Raw genomic sequence first — 14,895 nt, 5'->3', positions numbered from 1 at the left:
GGCCGTGTTGTCGCTCACCGACATGGCGAAGTACGCGAGGTCCCGCAACGACACCTCGGCGTCGTCGGCGCAGCCGGCCAGCCCCCAACCACCGAGCCGGTCGGCGGCGGTCACCAGGACGCGTTCGGTCGGGTCGACCTGGCCCGCCTCGACCTGCCGGGCGAACTCCAGCACCAGCAGGATCTTGAAGATCGACGCGATCACCACCTGCTCGCTCGATCCGCTCCCCCACGTCCACCCCGGCACGGTATCCAGTGGCGGTGCCCCGCCGCTGGCGTAGGGTCCGGCCGTGGACCTGCTCCGACATGCGGCACTTCGTGGTGGTCGCCCACGAGCTGCACTTCGGACGGGCCGCCGACCGTCTCGGGATGGCCCAGCCGCCGTTGAGCCAGTCGATCCAGAGGCTGGAACGGGAACTGGCCGTCGAGCTGTTCGACCGCTCCCGCCGACAGGTGCGACTCACCACCGCCGGTGGTCTGCTGCTCGCCGAGGCAGAGGAACTCCTCGCCGGGGAGGGCCGGCTGCGCAACCTCATGGTCCAGGTCCGCGCGGGTGAGCTGAGCGTCCTGCGCGCCGGTGTGCCGCCGGAGACCCCCGCGGTGACACTGCGGGGACTGCTGGACCAGCTCGCCACCCGGTCGACACGGACGGGCTGCGCTTCGGCGCCCCTGTCGACGTACCGCTGGGGGTGTTGCTGCCGCGGACCTCGCCGCTGGCGCGCGGCCGGGAGGTACCGCTCGCCGCGCTCGCCGGCCTGGACCTGGTGGCCGCGCCCCGGGCCACCGCGCCGGGCTGGCACGACCACCTGCTCGCGGTGTGCCGGCGGCACGGGTGGCAGCCGACGCGGGTACGGCCCGCCCGCAACCCGGAGTTCCTGTTCGGGTTGGTGCTGGCCGGCGGTGGGGTCGCCGTGGAGCCGGCGCCACCCACGTCGCCGTCGGTGCCGGCGGCACGGCCCTGGCCTGTGCTGTTCGACACGACCGGGTGAACCGAATCGCCGTTGCGCTCGTCACCTCGCTTTGGGCGGTGAATCATCCACCTGCTCGGGTATGGATAACGGATAGCGGATAACGAAGACGCGAAGGAGCCGCAGTGGCACTCACGATTCCTGACATCAGCCTGAACGACGGCACCACGATCCCGCAGCTCGGCTTCGGGGTTTACCAGATCGAGCCGAAGGACACCGTCGCGGCGGTGACCACGGCGCTCGAGGTGGGCTACCGGCACATCGACACCGCCGAGATGTACGGCAACGAGGCCGAGGTCGGCGAGGCTGTCCGCACGTCCGGCCTCGACCGCGGCTCGGTGTACGTGACGAGCAAGTTGAACAACGGTTTCCACCGCCCGGACGACGCCCGCAAGGCGTTCGACTCGACGCTGTCGGCGTTGAAGATGGACTACATCGACCTGTTCCTGATCCACTGGCCGCTGCCGACCCTCTACGACGGTGACTACGTCTCGACGTGGAAGGTGCTGGAGGAGTTCCAGCGCGACGGTCGCGCCCGCTCGATCGGCGTGTCGAACTTCCAGGTGGCGCACCTGCAGCGGCTGGCCGACGAGGCGAGCGTGGTGCCGGCGGTCAACCAGATCGAGGCGCACCCGTACTTCACCAACGACGAGGTCCGCGCCTACGGCCGCGAGCACAACATCCTCACCGAGGCCTGGTCGCCCATCGCGCAGGGCAAGGTGCTGGACGACCCGACGGTGGTCGACATCGCCGGGCAGGTCGGCCGTACGCCGGCGCAGGTGGTGCTGCGGTGGCACGTGCAGCGCGGCGACATCATCTTCCCGAAGTCGACCACCCCGAAGCGGATCGAGGAGAACACCGGGATCTTCGACTTCGAGCTGGACGACGCGGCGATGGAGCGGATCACCGGACTGAACAAGGGCGAGGCCGGGCGGCAGGGCCCGAACCCGGACACCTTCGCCTACGTACCCCGCTGAGCCGCGCGCGCTGCCCCGGAGTCACTGCTCCGGGGCAGCGTGCTGTTCGGGGTGGGTCACCCGCTTCACGATAGGACGCCGCTCCTCGACCTCGTGCTCGGCCCAGAGCCGGGCGAAGCGTGGCGACGTGCCGAGCAGCTCGGTGACCAGCTCGCGGATCGCCGGATCGTCCGGGTAACGGCCGTAGGCGGCCCGCAGGTCGGCGACCGTGCTGTGCACGAACCGGCGGGCGTCGGCATCGGACCAGTGGGCGTCGGTCACCGGCTGCCGGAAGGTCCAGCGGATCACGCGCAGGGGTCTCCGTCATGGCGTCGAGCAGGTGCCGCAGCCCGGGCGGCACCACGCGGCTCGGTCCGACGGGCGACGGCGGGTTCTCCCCCCTCCCCCCGCGACCCGGATGCAGTACCGCGTACGACCTGCCGAGCGCACCCCGGCGGCTGGCCGCCCTACGGGAGGTCGCCGGGCAGACCGGCGCGACGGCCCAGCAGGGTGAAGCCCGCCTTGGGGCAGACCGCGTTCGAGGCGGGGTTGTCGACGGACGGGTACGCGTGCGCATAGCGCCGGTCCCGTCGGGCGCGCGCCACGTCGAGAGCCGCGCGCACCGCGGCGGTCGCCAGCCCCTGCCCCCGGTACGCGGGCAGCACCGCCCAGCCCAGCTCGTACACCGGTTGGTCGCACCACTCGCGAGCCCAGTAGCCGACGCTGCCCGCCCGCGTGCCGTCCCGCAGCACCACCGTGAACATGCACCCCTGCCCGCCCTCGGCGAAGTGCACGTACCGGTCGTGCCGGGCGACCACCTGCTCGTCGGTCTCCGGGCCGCCCGGGTGTCTGCGCGTGTCCGGTGAGTTGAGCTGCCGCAGCAGATCGAGATCATCCTCGTGCCACGGCTCGATGCGTACCGGCGTCATTCCGTCCCCCTCGTCGACCCCAGTCAAGCCGGTCCCACCGACATTCCGTCCCGAAACGGCACGCGCTAGTTCCGATCTAGCGGACAGGCGATCGTCACCTCGCGCCTGTAGGACGGCGGGGTCGTTGGTCACACCGACCACGACGTCGCCGGCCATCGGACGAGAGGTACGAAAGATGAACAGACGCGCCACCGGCCTGGCCATCGAGGCCGAGGGGCTCACCCGCTCGTTCGGGGAGACCCGGGCGCTGGCCGGCATGGACCTGCGGGTGCCCGCCGGCACCGTCTACGGCCTACTCGGCCCGAACGGGGCCGGCAAGACCACGGCGGTCCGGGTGTTGGCGACGCTGCTGCGTCCCGACGGCGGCACGGCGCGGGTCTTCGGGCACGACGTGGTCACCGAGGCCGACAAGGTCCGCAGCCGGGTCAGCCTCACCGGCCAGTACGCCTCCGTCGACGAGGACCTCACCGGCACGGAGAACCTGGTGCTGCTGGCCCGTCTGCTGGGCCTGCGCAAGCCGGCCGCCCGGGACCGCGCGGCGGCGCTGCTGGCTGCGTTCGGTCTGACCGAGGCGAGCGACCGCCAGGTGAAGAAGTACTCGGGTGGCATGCGACGACGCATCGACATCGCCGCGAGCATCCTGAACGCCCCTGACCTGCTCTTCCTCGACGAGCCGACGACAGGCCTCGACCCGCGCAGCCGTAACCAGGTGTGGGAGATCGTCCGCGCCGTGGTGTCGCACGGCACGACCGTGCTGCTGACCACCCAGTACCTCGACGAGGCCGACCAGCTCGCCGGGCGGATCGCGGTCGTCGACCACGGTCGGGTGATCGCGGAGGGCACACCGGGCGAGCTGAAGTCGTCGGTCGGCTCCGGCACGGTCCACCTGCGACTGCGCGACCCCGGCCAGCGGCCCCAGGCCGAGCAGGTACTCCGGGAGGCACTGAACGTGCCGGTGCAGCTCGCCGCCGATCCGGTGGCCCTGACCGCCCGCGTCGGCGAGGCCGGCACCGACCTCGACGCCAGCGCGCAGGCGGCCCGCGCACTCGGTGACCTGACCCGCGCCGGCATCGTCGTCGACGACTTCTCCCTCGGCCAGCCCAGCCTGGACGAGGTCTTCCTGGCCCTGACCGACCACCCGGCCGTGTCGGCCGACGAGCGCGACGACGAGCTGGAGGCAGCCCGATGAGCGACACCACCACCACCGCCGCCACCACCGCCGAACGGGCACCGTCGGTCTACGTACCGTCCGCCGAGGCGTTGGCGACAGTCCTCGCGCCGGGTGCCCGACCGACCCGGCCGAGCGCGTTGGGCGCGTCGCTCACCTTCGGCTGGCGAGCCCTGCTGAAGATCAAGCACGTGCCGGAACAGCTCTTCGACGTGACCGCATTCCCGATCATCATGGTGCTGATGTTCACGTACCTGTTCGGTGGTGCCCTCGCCGACAGCCCGCGTGACTACCTCCAGTTCTTCCTGCCCGGCATCATGGTGACAAGCGTCGTGATGATCACCATGTACACCGGCATCGGCCTCAACACCGACATCGAGAAGGGCATCTTCGACCGCTTCCGGACGCTGCCCGTCTGGCGGCCCGCCGCGCTGGTCGGCATGATCTTCGGGGACGTGCTGCGCTACGTCCTCGCCGCCCTGGTCATCCTCGGTGTCGGGCTGGCGCTCGGCTTCCGGCCCGCCGGTGGCGTCGCCGGCGTGGCCACCGGGATCGGGCTGCTGGTGGTCTTCTCGTTCGCGTTCTCCTGGGTGTGGACGTTCTTCGGCCTGATCCTGCGCAGCGAGAAGTCGGTGATGGGGGTCAGCATGATGGTGCTGTTCCCGCTGACGTTCCTCAGCAACGTCTTCGTCGAGCCGACCACCATGCCCGGCTGGCTCCAGGCGTTCGTGAAGGTCAACCCGGTGACGCAGCTGGTGGCCGCGGTACGCGCCGTCATGTCCGGCGAAACGGACCCGTCCGCCACGATGTGGCTCCTGGTGTGGAGCGCCGGCTTCGTCGTCGTCTTCGGCACCCTGACAATGCACCGCTACAACCGCCGCTAGGCCGTGTGTCAAGGTCCTCGGTCGAGCAGAGGGGCGGACGGCGGACGGCGGACACCACGATGAGGGTGATGCCTGTGAGTCATCTTGATGACCCACAGGCATCACGCTCAATGGAGGGGGCGGCTCCGATCCGGCCGGACCACGGGCCCGCGAGCGACGGTTCACCAGCGGCCGAAACGGCCGGTCCTCTCGGCCTCCGCAGGCCGGCCAGGGGCTTTGACACACGGCCTAACAGCCACCAACCCTCAACCCCCCGCTCCCGCTCCCGGCGATCTTGCACTTTCTGCGGCGACATAAGCGACGCAAATGCCCAAGTCGACAACCGAAAGTGCAAGATCGCGGAGGCGCGGGGCGCGGGGTGCGGGGTGCGGGGTGTGAGGGCTTGGGGCTTGGTTAGAGGTGCCAGGGGAGGCGGGTTTGCGGGAGGTAGCGACAGGTGGTGCCGGTGGAGACCGCGTCCCGCAGGTGGTTGGCCAGCGCGGGATGGTTGTCGTCGAGCTTGCGCAGGGTGTCGCGGATTCGCGCGGTGACCGTCTTGCGGGCGCGTTCGGCCTCGTCGCCCAGCCGTCGGCTTCGACCGGCCAGCCCCGCCGCGGCGCGCAACTCCTCGATCAACGCGCCGCGCTCGACGTCCAGCGCCCCTACCTTCGCCGTGTCGCCACGCGCGGCGGCCCGGTCGATCTCGTCGTCGAGGCGTGTCAGGTGCCGCCGGTAGCGGGCCTTCGCCTCGTCGTCGAGGACCGGGTCGCCGCCCATCCGACGGGCGGCCACCAGCACCGGCCCGGCGGCCGGGTCGAGCAGTTCCACCGCCGGGACGTCACTGCCGGGGCGGCCCAGCAGCAGGTGCAGGTCGTGCAGGCCCTTGGCGTCGGGCAGGTGTGCCACCACTCCCGCGTACGCGAGCCGCCAGACCGGCCCGTCGCGCTGGAACGCGTACCCCTCGATGGTGGGGTCGGACGGCACCACCTGACGCCGGCCGACGGCCGGGCCGCCCCCGACCACCTGGTCGCCCCCGCCTGCGTGGCCTCCGCCGCCGGCCTGGCCCGCCAGCGCGACATCGCCCAGCCCACTGCCCCCGGCCCGGCCACCGGCGGGCCCCGACGCAGCGTGATCCGACGCGGCGGGGCCCGACCCAGCGGGCCCCGACCCAGCGGGCCCCGACGCGGCGCGGCCCGACGCGGCGTGAGCCAGCCCGCCTTGGCCCGGCTCGGCGTGGGTTGGGTCCGGGTTGGCGAGCCGGAGGAGCACCTGCTTCATGCCGAGGGCGGTGGCGTCCCGGACGGTGGTGGCGCGCACCTCCGCCAGCGTCGCGGCGTCGCCCGGGTGGCCACGGCGGGCGAGGGCGTTCACCAGTTCGGCGCGGGCGATGAGTGACCAGGGTCGGGAGCCCATCCGGTCGGCGGCGTCGCGGGCCGCCGTGAAGCCGGTGATCGCGTCGTCCCAGCGCTCCTGTGCGGCGTTGACGACGGCGAGCCAGTGGTCGATGGGTCCGCTGATGTCGCAGCCGAACAGCCCTACCGCCCACTGTCCAGCGTGTGGGGTCAGCGCGACGCGGGCGTCGTCGCAGCGGCGCGGGTCCCGGGACGCGGCGGCGGCCTGTGCGCGCAGGCGCAGCCACAGCGGCGACACCGGACGCGGGTAGTGGATGCCGGCGGCCTCGATGCCGGCGGTCAACCGCACCGTTTCGTCGTCGTCGCCACGCTCGGCGGCCGTGATGGCCGACAGCAGCTCCCGGTACGGGTAGTCGGTCGGCGCCCACTCGCGCAGCAGCGCGTCGATCTCGTCGAAGCGCCCCTGCAACAGCAGCCGGGCCCAGCGCAGGTGGTGACCCATGAAGGCGAATTCGGCGTGCCCCGGGTCGGACAGCTCGGCGATGACGGTGAACCGCTCGTCCGCCTCGGCGAAGTCGCCCCGGAACGCCGCGATGATCCCACCGTCGACCGCCGCCGCCATCCGGGGACGAGCCAACTCACCCTGCTGGCCCACGGTGACGAACGCGGTGAACTCCTCCATGAAGCGCGGATCGCCCAGTTCCAGTAACGCCACCCAGCGCAGCGACGTGGCCCACAGCTCGGTCTCCCGGTCACCCGATCGTCGGGCCACGTCCCGGATCTCGGCGGTGAGCGCGGCCCTCGCCGCCGCGGTGCCCAGCCCCCAGGTGGTGTCGTGGCGGGCCCACAGGCTGAAGGTGAGCGCCTCGTCGTCGCGACCCCGACGGGCGATGGTCTCCGTGGCGGTGATCAGATCCGCTACCAGAGTGCCCGTCGGGGCGGTGGCGGCGGGCTCGCCGATCAACCGCCGGTACGCCTCGCGGATCAGGTCCGTCGTGTCGACCGCGTGGGTGGTGTCCACCTGGCGGGCGCGGTGCACGGTGAGCGCGACGCGGGCCAGCGGCACGGGGTCGTCGAGCGTACGGGCGAGCGTCGCGGCTTCGGCCAGCAGGCGTACGGCCTCCGCTCTGCCGGCGTGGTGGGACTGCACCTCCCCGAAGTCGACGAGCAGCCGAATCCGCTGCGCGGGGTCCTCGACGATCTCCAACGCTCGGCGGAAGTGCATCCCCGCCTCGTCGGCGGCGAGCCGGGCGAACGCGTCCCGCCCGGCGGCGACCAGCAGCTCGACGGCCCGGGTCCGGTCGAGCGCGGCACCGGCCAGGTAGGCGTGGCGGGCCAGGTCGGCAGGGATCGGCCGGTCGGTGGGCGCTCTCGGCGGGTCCACCGCCCGGACCACTGCGGCGTGGCGGGCCTGCCGGTCGTCGACGGTGAGCCCGTCGTACAGGGTCTCCCGGACGAGGTCGTGGGCGAAGGTGAAGCGACCGCCGCCCCGGGCGACCACCAGGCGGGCGGTCACCGCGTCGTCGAGGAGCCGGTCGACCTGCGCGGGCGGGACCCCCGCGCTGGCCGCCACGACCTGCCGGTGGAACTCGCGGCCCAGTACGGCGGCGACGGTCAGCGCCTCGACCACCGCGGCGGGCAACTGGGCGAGCCGACGTCGCACCGCCTCGCGTACGCCGGGCGGGATGGTGCCGGTCGTGCCGTCGGCGTGCCACAGCCGCGCGGTCTCCTCGACGAAGAACGGGTTGCCGCCGGTGCGGCGGTGCACCTCGTCGGCCAGGTCAGGGGCAGGTTCCCGGCCGGCGGTACGCGCCATCAACGCGGCCACCTCGTCGCGGGCCAGGCCGGTGAGGGTGATCGTGGTGGCCTTGGCGACCAGGGGCAGCAACAGCGCACGCAGCGGATGGTCGCCCGCCTCGACCTCCGCGTCGCGGTACGTGCCGATCAGCAACAGGCGTTCGAACCAGGTGTGCTGGGCGGCGAACGCCAGCAGCCGCAGCGAAGCCGGGTCGGCCCAGTGCAGGTCGTCGAGGACGACCACCACCGGCCGGCGCGCGGAGACGGCGACCAGTGCCGCGGTCACCGCGTCGTACAGGGCGAACGCCTCCTGGTCGGCGACATCCTGGCCGTCGCGAGTCGACCAGGCGACGGTGAGGCCGGGTACGTCACCGGTGCCGGTCTCGCCGAGCAGGGCGGCGAGGGCGGGCTCGGCGTCCGGGCGTGCGAGCGCCCAGTCGTCGGCGGAGCGTCGGATCGCGCGCAACACCTGCACCCACGGCCAGTAACCGGGGGCGCTGTCGGAGTCCCAGCAGGCCGCGCCGACCACGAGCGCGCCCCGCCGGCGGGCTTCCCGCGCCGCCGACGTGACGAGTGTGGTCTTGCCGATGCCCGGCTCACCGGTGACCAGGACGAGACCGCCATGGCTGGTGGCGGCCCGGTCCAGTTCGGCGCGCAGCAGACCCGCGGGGTGATCCCGCCCGATGATGGCGTCGCCGACCCGCACGTCCATGGTTTCCAGACGGTACTGGAACCCTCCGACGCTGGACGTCGAATATGCGGGCCGAACCTATTACTCCGCATCCTTCCTATACAGAGTAGGATGGGGAACGATGACGGAAGAAATGTACTCGGTTGAGCAGGTCGCCGACCGGCTCGGCTTGCACGTGCGCACCGTGCGCGGCTACATCCGCTCCGGCCGACTGCGAGCCGTACGGATCGGCAAGCAGTACCGGATCGCCGCCAGCGACCTCGACGCGCTCATCGGACAGCCGCCCGCCGCCATCGTGGCCGGCCAGGCGGAGGTGTCGAGCATCGTGCAGATCGACGGCGTCGACCGGGCGGCCGCCGACCGGCTCGGCACGCTCGTGCTCGCCAGCGCCAACACCGGCCACGACCCGGCCCGGCCGCTGCGCGTGCAGACCGTGCACGACGAGCAGCGCCGCCGCCTGAAGATCATCATCATCGGCGATCCCGCCGGCACTGCCGAACTGCTGCACCTGCTCGACGCCGTCCTCACCGCCGACAACGGCCTACTCGACCGGGAGGTCCACGATGCCTGACGAGATGCAGCAGCGCGCCGGGGTGCCGGTGCTGGTCTGCGACCCGGCCGGCCCGCCGGTCGCCACCGAGCAGGACGCGCTGGACCTCATCGGCGCGGCCTTCCTCGGCGCCCAGGTGGTGGCCGTGCCGGCCAACCGGTTCGACGAGAGCTTCTTCTCGCTGGGCACCCGCTTCGCCGGCGACGTGATGCAGAAGTTCGTCAACTACCGGCTGCGACTCGCCGTGGTCGGTGACATCTCCACGCAGCTCGCCCAGAGCTCGGCGCTGCGCGCTCTCGTGCACGAGTCGAACCGGGGCGGGCACGTCTGGTTCGTGCCCGACCTCGATGCCCTCGACGAGCGGCTGCGCGCCGCGTCCTGACGCCGCCACCGGCTCTGGAAGACCGCCAACTCCACCTCGTCGGGCTCAACGCCCCTGCTCCGGGCCTGTCCGGAGGCCCAGCACAGGTAGGCCAACCACTCCTCCGACGACCAACCGTTGCGGCGGGTGACACCGGCCTCGGCGGGGAGGTGACCGGCCACGACGCGATCGAGGATCAGGGGCTGCACGCCGCCCGCCCCCTGGCGGTAGCCGACGAAGTAGAGAACCTTCGTGAAGAAGGCCGGCCCCAACCAGGGCAGGCGGGCCTGGCCCGGGTCGCGGAACCGGCGGTACGCCGTGCGCAGCATGTCCTCGTCCAACACCGACGCCGACACCTCGTCGAGGGCCGCCACCAGGCGCTGGCCCGTCGGGTCGCCGCCGAGCGACGTGGCGGCCCGCCACGGCCCGTACCCGATGGGCCCGTAACCCCACATCAGCACCGCGGCCAGGAGTTGCCGCGCGGTCGCCGACCCGGTTCGGTACGCGTCGGCGACCGCGAACACGTCCCGCCGCCAGACATCGCCGCTGGCCGGAAAGCCGTCGGGCCAGGCGTCGGCCGGCAGCCCTGCCCGCCACCGGTCCACCTGGACGGGGATCGGGCACTCCCCCGGTAGTGCTTGCCGCATGACCGCCTCCCTCAGGTCGCGAAGCAGCCCGCCGTGCTCGGGCGCCTCCGTCGCCTGCACGCTATGGCGCGCCCACCGGCCTGACCGTCCGAGAACGTCATATCGGGGTATCGAGCCTGACGGACGTGGCTGCCCCCAAACGTGCGAGGCGGCCACACCGGACAGCGCGCGGTCAGGCGGTGGCGCAGATGGCGTACGCCGTGTCGGACCAGTTGCCGGCGAACGCGTCCTCCTCGTACGCGCCCGAGTCGACAGTCGTCGGCGCGGTCGTCGTGTTGCCGTTGGGCCGGAAGTCGTCGACGACACCCTCACCGGTGACGCCGTTCAGCTCGTAGCCGGCGCCGGTCAGCACCTTCCCGACCGGGCAACCCGCCACGACGCTCCGGAAGTCGAGCGAGTTGCTGGCGCCCACGGTGGACGTACGTACCAGGCCGGCCAGCGGGTTGGCGCAGATGGCGTACGCGGTCGCCGACCAGGTCAACGCGGTGGCATCCGACTCGTAGGCGCCCACGGTGACGGCGGTGGGCGCGGTGGCGACGCCGCCGTTGGGGCGAAAGTCGTCGACGACACCCTCACCGGTGACCCCGTTGAGTTCGTAGCCCGTGCCGGTGAGGACCTTGCCGACGGGACAGGTGGCGGTGGTCGAGTGGAAGTCGGCCGAGTCGTTGACGCTTACCGCCGACACCCGCACGAGCCCCGGCACCGGGTTGGCGCAGATCGCGTACGCGGTCACCGACCAGACGCCGGCGTACGGCTCGGCCTCATAGGCGCCCACCGTTACGGCCGTCGGCGCGGTTGCCGGGCCTCCGTTGGGGCGCAGGTCGTCGAGGATGGCCTCGCCGGTCGCGCCGTTGAGTTCGTAGCCCGTACCGGTGAGGACCTTGCCGACCGGGCAGGTGGCAGTGATGGAGTGGAAGTCGGCGGAGTCGGCGACGCTGGTCGCGGAGATCCGCACCAGGCCGGGGACCGCGGCCGAAGCCGGGCTCGCCGGGGCGAGCACCGTCGCGGCAACGACGAGACCGAGCACGAGTACGGATACTGGGGCGCCGAACCGCCGGGTTTGGTTCTGAGCACGCATGGTGTTTCTCCCGTCTGAGACCTCGACGGCCCTGTTGTGACGCCAGGATCGAAGCCGGTGGTGATGACCACTTGACGGTAAGTAGTCGCGTGACCAGGCGTTATCTCCAAACCGACTACGTCGCGTAGCAGACGGCCGACTCCCCGCGCACGAGGACTAGCCGCAACGCCGTTCAGTTCTGGACGTCGACGGGGTACGCGAATTCGGCGACGCGTTCGGCTGAGGCGCTCAGCCGTCGCGTCGGGCTGAGCCTCCGAGGCGTCGACGGCGACCGGCAAGGACGACAGCGGCACCGAGTACGACGCCGACAGCGAGCGCGGTCGCCTGCCCCGCCGGCCGGCCCCCTCGCGCAGGCGCCATGTCGGGACTGGTCGTTCCTGCGGTCCTGACGGGCTCATCCTCGGCCGGCCCTGCGCCCACTGCTGCCAGGTAGCGACGGTCGACGGTCGCCGTGAAACGCCGGGCGCGTCGCGACGTCTCGGCGGTCATCCGCGGCGCACGCGCCTCGGCCCAGAACCGCCGGCCAACGCGCCCCTTGAAGAACTGGTCCGCGAGCACCTCCAGGTGCCGTGCGGTGAGAACATCCACCTCCCACATCAACTGCCAGTGGGACACGATGAGGTTCGCGTAGACGTGCTTGCGGAACCATTCGATGTCGGTGGCGTCCTCGATCGGCCCCCAGCATTCGAGAAGCGCGGGTTCGTCGATGGCCATCTTGAGCAGGTCGGTGTGCAGGGCGCGCAGGGCCTGCTCACGGGCCGCCTTGGCCTCCCGTGCCTGCAGCGCCAGCGACGACACCACACCGATGAGCGCAAGAGCCGCGAGGATCGCCGAGGCAGCGCCGTACGTCTGGCCGACGTTGCCCAACAACGGCCAGTCGTACCCGGGCCGCCTGCCGATCCAGAGTAGGACAGCGGGCGAGAACAGGACGGCTGCCAGCATGGCCAGGACGGCGAGGAGCAGGATCGTTGGCGTGGCGGAACGACGGGCCAGATCGGCGACCGTCCGGAGTCGGGGCACACTGCCTCCACGCTCGCTGGTGGAGGCAGGCTACTACAGCTGCGGCAGTCCCGGCCTTGTCCCGTCGACCTCTCGACGGAAGAAGGATTCGAAGGGCTCGGCCTGCTCAAGCAGCGACAGCACACGGCTCCGGCAGCCCGCCACCACGGCCGGTTCAACTGTCTTCTCGGCACCGACAGGGGCACCGGAATCGTCGTAGAGAACCTCGTAGACGGCCTGACCGCCGACCACCATCAGCTCCGGAACCGCCCCGGCCGCCGCCTCCCACTGGCTGACCGATTGCGCGTCCAGCACGCGAATCTGCTCTCCGGCTTCCGCCCGGTAGCGCAGGAAATTCAGTTCCCAGATCAGGTACGGCGTCAGCGGCAGTTCGACGATCCGCAGGCGTCGAAGGCCGGAACCCAGTTGGTCAAGGTGCTCGAAGAACGCCACCAGCTCCGGGTTCGGCTCGGCGGCGATCCGAAGAGCCTCCTCCCATCGGCCATCGGCGTAGGCCTCCCAACTGGGGCTGCCCGGCTCGCGGAAGGTCTGCATCCGCTCGGTCTTGAGGATGGGGCCATCGGTTGACTCGACGGTCGAGTAGAAGTCGGCGTCGTACTCTGCGAGGCTCAACCGTTGCCGGCCGACCGCATCCAACAGATCACGCATCCGGGATGTCCGGCTTGGCGGCGACGATCATGCTTCGCGGGACGACGACAACTCGTTCGTCTGCACCCACACTCACCCCGTCGGGTAGGCGGGTGGCAAGAACGTCGGTCAGATCGCGCCCGATGACCGCGACATCGCCGTTCGACAGTTCCCAGACGTCGGGACAGGTCGTCGTTCCCCCGCTCTCACCCAGTTCTGCGGCCGACTTGCCGAGCCTGCGCGAGATGCGTGCAGTGCGGTCTGCTTCCCAATGTCCGGTCATGTTCATCTCCCACGATTGTGGATTGACGGCCGGGCTAACAAGGCGAGGGCCAGGGCCGGGTCTGAGTTTTTCGTGTTTTCGGATAGGGGAAAGTGAATCTATTTGACCTCGCGGGGTCCGCCCGTCAGCGGGTGAAGGTCGCGGGCGTGTGGACGCGGGTGGCGGGGATGCCGAGGGCCAGCAGCCGTGACCGGGCACCCGCAAGCATCCCGGGCGGCCCGCACAGGTAGACGTCCTGGTCGGGACGGTAGTGGTCGAGGGCGATGGTGAGGGCGTCGCCCTGCTCGGCCGGCTCGGCGCAGGGGTCGTCGGAGAACGCCGGCACGACGGTGAGCCAGTCGTGGGCGCATTGCAGCTTGTCGAGGGCCGTCGCGTCGTACAGGTCGACGAAGGCGCGCGCGCCGACGATCAGCGTCACCCGCCGGCCGGCCTGTGCGGTAGCGACCTGTTCGACCAGGGCGCGCAGCGGCGCGAGACCGGTGCCACCGGCGACGAGCAGCAGGTCGTTCGTGTTCGACCGGTCGAGACTCAGGCCGGTGTTGCCGGGTGGGCCGAGCCAGATCAGCTCGCCGGGGCGTACCTGCTGAACCAGGCGGTGGGAGACGGCACCGGCGGCTACCGCGCGGACGTGCAGCTCGACGGTACCGTCGGCGCGTGGGGCGTTGGCCGGCGAGAGCCAGCGCCAACGACCGGGCAGGCGTGGTGTGCAGACCGGGACGGCCTGGCCGGGGTGGTGGGGCAGCCGGCGCCAGGGACGTACGGTCAGGATGGCGATGCCGGGCGACGGCCGTTCGTGGCCGATCACCTGGGCGGGCCACCACGCCGGGCCGTCGCCGACCTGGGCGGCGACCCGACGAATGGCGCGCGTGGCGCGGTCCGCGGCCGCCTTCCACAGTGGCTGCGTTCCGTGGCGAGCGACGGTGGCGAGCAGCGCGTCGCTGACGGTGGTGGCGTATGGGAGCAGGTCATAGCGACGGTACGCGCGGCCGAGCACCAGGAGCAGCGCCGCCCGACCCGCCCGGTCGTCGCCGCCGGCCACGAGACTGCCAAGCGTGGCGAAGAACAGCGACGCCTCGCTGTTGGGCAGCAGGCCGGGGCGGTGGTCCTCCAGGGCGCACCAGAAGTCGGCGGCAGCCCGGTCGTCGGTTGCCGCCCAGGCGGCGGCGAGGCTCACGCGCTCACCTCGGCGGCCTGATCGTCCGGCAGGTAGTCGACGATCCGCCGATGCTGCGCCTCCGACAACCCCAGGCCACGCCATTGGGTCGCCTCGCCGTCGAGCCCGCGCGCCAGGCTCGCGGTGAGGTGCGCGGCGAACCCATCAAGATCAACCCCGATGAGGTACGGCGACAGCTCCGCGTCCGCCGCCACCAGCCGCAGCCAACGCTCGACGATGTCAGCCGTGGTCGTGGCACCTTCTGGTTCTTGCGGGGTGGTCATGGCGGCTCCGAGTATGGTGACGGATCGGGTGGCGCCGGGGCGGGCGGGTGCGGGGTTGCGCCGTTGAGGGCCGGCACAACTCCGGAGCCAGCACCCGCCCCGGGCCATGCATCCACCCTCGCCAAGGCCTCGGTCTCCCGGTATGACTACTCGCTGTATCTGCGCTGTA

General features: G+C 71.7%; 14 protein-coding genes and 4 pseudogenes. 7 read left to right on the top strand and 11 right to left on the bottom strand.

What is annotated here, in order from left to right; all coding sequences use genetic code 11:
• Window positions 1-60: 60 nt before the first annotated feature.
• Window positions 61-204 (bottom strand): annotated as a pseudogene (locus tag ACGFH9_RS12955) (serine hydrolase); the annotation flags it as partial.
• Between the two features lie 101 nt (window positions 205-305).
• Here ACGFH9_RS12955 and ACGFH9_RS12950 point away from each other — a divergent pair.
• From ACGFH9_RS12950 to ACGFH9_RS12940, 3 genes and pseudogenes are all read left to right on the top strand, one after another.
• Window positions 306-413, top strand: a pseudogene (locus ACGFH9_RS12950) (LysR family transcriptional regulator); the annotation flags it as partial.
• A 227-nt stretch (window positions 414-640) separates the two neighbouring features.
• Window positions 641-988, top strand: a pseudogene (locus tag ACGFH9_RS12945) (LysR substrate-binding domain-containing protein); the annotation flags it as partial.
• Between the two features lie 104 nt (window positions 989-1,092).
• Window positions 1,093-1,944, top strand: a complete 852-nt coding sequence (locus ACGFH9_RS12940) for an aldo/keto reductase (protein ID WP_393218067.1) — start codon at window positions 1,093-1,095, stop codon at window positions 1,942-1,944.
• A gap of 21 nt (window positions 1,945-1,965) precedes the next feature.
• Here the strand turns inward: ACGFH9_RS12940 and ACGFH9_RS12935 are convergent, their stop codons facing one another.
• A complete protein-coding gene (locus ACGFH9_RS12935) occupies window positions 1,966-2,232 on the bottom strand; it encodes a hypothetical protein (protein ID WP_393218064.1) in 267 nt (88 codons plus the stop codon).
• A gap of 158 nt (window positions 2,233-2,390) precedes the next feature.
• Window positions 2,391-2,852, bottom strand: a complete 462-nt coding sequence (locus tag ACGFH9_RS12930) for a GNAT family N-acetyltransferase (protein ID WP_393218061.1) — start codon at window positions 2,850-2,852, stop codon at window positions 2,391-2,393.
• 175 nt (window positions 2,853-3,027) lie between these two features.
• Here ACGFH9_RS12930 and ACGFH9_RS12925 point away from each other — a divergent pair, with 175 nt between their 5' ends.
• On the top strand, window positions 3,028-4,041 hold the full coding sequence (locus ACGFH9_RS12925) for an ATP-binding cassette domain-containing protein (RefSeq protein WP_393218059.1): 1,014 nt from the start codon (window positions 3,028-3,030) through the stop codon (window positions 4,039-4,041).
• A complete protein-coding gene (locus tag ACGFH9_RS12920; protein ID WP_393218056.1) occupies window positions 4,038-4,904 on the top strand; it encodes an ABC transporter permease in 867 nt (288 codons plus the stop codon). Before ACGFH9_RS12925 ends, ACGFH9_RS12920 begins: the two co-directional genes overlap by 4 nt.
• A 393-nt stretch (window positions 4,905-5,297) precedes the next feature.
• Here the strand turns inward: ACGFH9_RS12920 and ACGFH9_RS12915 are convergent, their stop codons facing one another.
• Window positions 5,298-8,744: an ATP-binding protein gene (locus ACGFH9_RS12915; RefSeq protein ID WP_393218053.1), complete on the bottom strand. Its 3,447-nt coding sequence runs from the start codon at window positions 8,742-8,744 to the stop codon at window positions 5,298-5,300.
• 100 nt (window positions 8,745-8,844) lie between these two features.
• On the opposite strand from ACGFH9_RS12915, the gene ACGFH9_RS12910 reads away from it, so the two are divergent.
• On the top strand, window positions 8,845-9,294 hold the full coding sequence (locus ACGFH9_RS12910; protein WP_393218050.1) for a helix-turn-helix domain-containing protein: 450 nt from the start codon (window positions 8,845-8,847) through the stop codon (window positions 9,292-9,294).
• A complete protein-coding gene (locus tag ACGFH9_RS12905) occupies window positions 9,287-9,655 on the top strand; it encodes a DUF4180 domain-containing protein (protein ID WP_393218048.1) in 369 nt (122 codons plus the stop codon). Before ACGFH9_RS12910 ends, ACGFH9_RS12905 begins: the two co-directional genes overlap by 8 nt.
• A 29-nt stretch (window positions 9,656-9,684) precedes the next feature.
• On the opposite strand, the pseudogene ACGFH9_RS12900 reads toward ACGFH9_RS12905, so the two are convergent.
• From ACGFH9_RS12900 to ACGFH9_RS12870, 7 genes and pseudogenes are all read right to left on the bottom strand, one after another.
• Window positions 9,685-10,281, bottom strand: a pseudogene (locus ACGFH9_RS12900) (hypothetical protein); the annotation flags it as partial.
• A gap of 172 nt (window positions 10,282-10,453) precedes the next feature.
• Window positions 10,454-11,308: a hypothetical protein gene (locus tag ACGFH9_RS12895; RefSeq protein ID WP_393218046.1), complete on the bottom strand. Its 855-nt coding sequence runs from the start codon at window positions 11,306-11,308 to the stop codon at window positions 10,454-10,456.
• A gap of 279 nt (window positions 11,309-11,587) precedes the next feature.
• Entirely contained in the window at window positions 11,588-12,379 is a 792-nt protein-coding gene (locus ACGFH9_RS12890; RefSeq protein ID WP_393218043.1) for a DUF6082 family protein, read from the bottom strand.
• 33 nt (window positions 12,380-12,412) lie between these two features.
• On the bottom strand, window positions 12,413-13,027 hold the full coding sequence (locus ACGFH9_RS12885; protein ID WP_393218040.1) for a DUF6879 family protein: 615 nt from the start codon (window positions 13,025-13,027) through the stop codon (window positions 12,413-12,415).
• Window positions 13,020-13,295 (bottom strand): hypothetical protein, encoded by a 276-nt coding sequence (locus tag ACGFH9_RS12880; protein ID WP_393218038.1) that lies wholly within the window; start codon window positions 13,293-13,295, stop codon window positions 13,020-13,022. Before ACGFH9_RS12880 ends, ACGFH9_RS12885 begins: the two co-directional genes overlap by 8 nt.
• Before the next feature lie 118 nt (window positions 13,296-13,413).
• Window positions 13,414-14,463 carry an FAD-binding oxidoreductase gene (locus tag ACGFH9_RS12875; RefSeq protein WP_393218035.1) on the bottom strand — a complete coding sequence of 350 codons (1,050 nt, stop codon included), beginning with the start codon at window positions 14,461-14,463 and terminating at the stop codon, window positions 13,414-13,416.
• Window positions 14,460-14,726 carry a hypothetical protein gene (locus ACGFH9_RS12870; protein ID WP_393218032.1) on the bottom strand — a complete coding sequence of 89 codons (267 nt, stop codon included), beginning with the start codon at window positions 14,724-14,726 and terminating at the stop codon, window positions 14,460-14,462. Before ACGFH9_RS12870 ends, ACGFH9_RS12875 begins: the two co-directional genes overlap by 4 nt.
• Between the last annotated feature and the right edge of the window lie 169 nt (window positions 14,727-14,895).

This window comes from Micromonospora sp. NPDC049102 (assembly GCF_043197485.1).
In the GTDB taxonomy this organism is placed as follows: Bacteria; Actinomycetota; Actinomycetes; order Mycobacteriales; family Micromonosporaceae; genus Micromonospora.
The sequence above is the reverse complement of the archived record's forward strand: the minus strand, read 5'-3'. Positions and strand labels throughout refer to the sequence as shown.

What these genes read in the sequence shown, in the direction of transcription:
- ACGFH9_RS12880 (WP_393218038.1), bottom strand. Translation starts at nt 13,295, where the DNA reads ATGAACATGACCGGACATTGGGAAGCAGACCGCACTGCACGCATCTCG.
- ACGFH9_RS12870 (WP_393218032.1), bottom strand. Translation starts at nt 14,726, where the DNA reads ATGACCACCCCGCAAGAACCAGAAGGTGCCACGACCACGGCTGACATC.
- ACGFH9_RS12910 (WP_393218050.1), top strand. Translation starts at nt 8,845, where the DNA reads ATGACGGAAGAAATGTACTCGGTTGAGCAGGTCGCCGACCGGCTCGGC.
- ACGFH9_RS12930 (WP_393218061.1), bottom strand. Translation starts at nt 2,852, where the DNA reads ATGACGCCGGTACGCATCGAGCCGTGGCACGAGGATGATCTCGATCTG.
- ACGFH9_RS12920 (WP_393218056.1), top strand. Translation starts at nt 4,038, where the DNA reads ATGAGCGACACCACCACCACCGCCGCCACCACCGCCGAACGGGCACCG.
- ACGFH9_RS12885 (WP_393218040.1), bottom strand. Translation starts at nt 13,027, where the DNA reads ATGCGTGATCTGTTGGATGCGGTCGGCCGGCAACGGTTGAGCCTCGCA.
- ACGFH9_RS12915 (WP_393218053.1), bottom strand. Translation starts at nt 8,744, where the DNA reads ATGGACGTGCGGGTCGGCGACGCCATCATCGGGCGGGATCACCCCGCG.
- ACGFH9_RS12905 (WP_393218048.1), top strand. Translation starts at nt 9,287, where the DNA reads ATGCCTGACGAGATGCAGCAGCGCGCCGGGGTGCCGGTGCTGGTCTGC.
- ACGFH9_RS12925 (WP_393218059.1), top strand. Translation starts at nt 3,028, where the DNA reads ATGAACAGACGCGCCACCGGCCTGGCCATCGAGGCCGAGGGGCTCACC.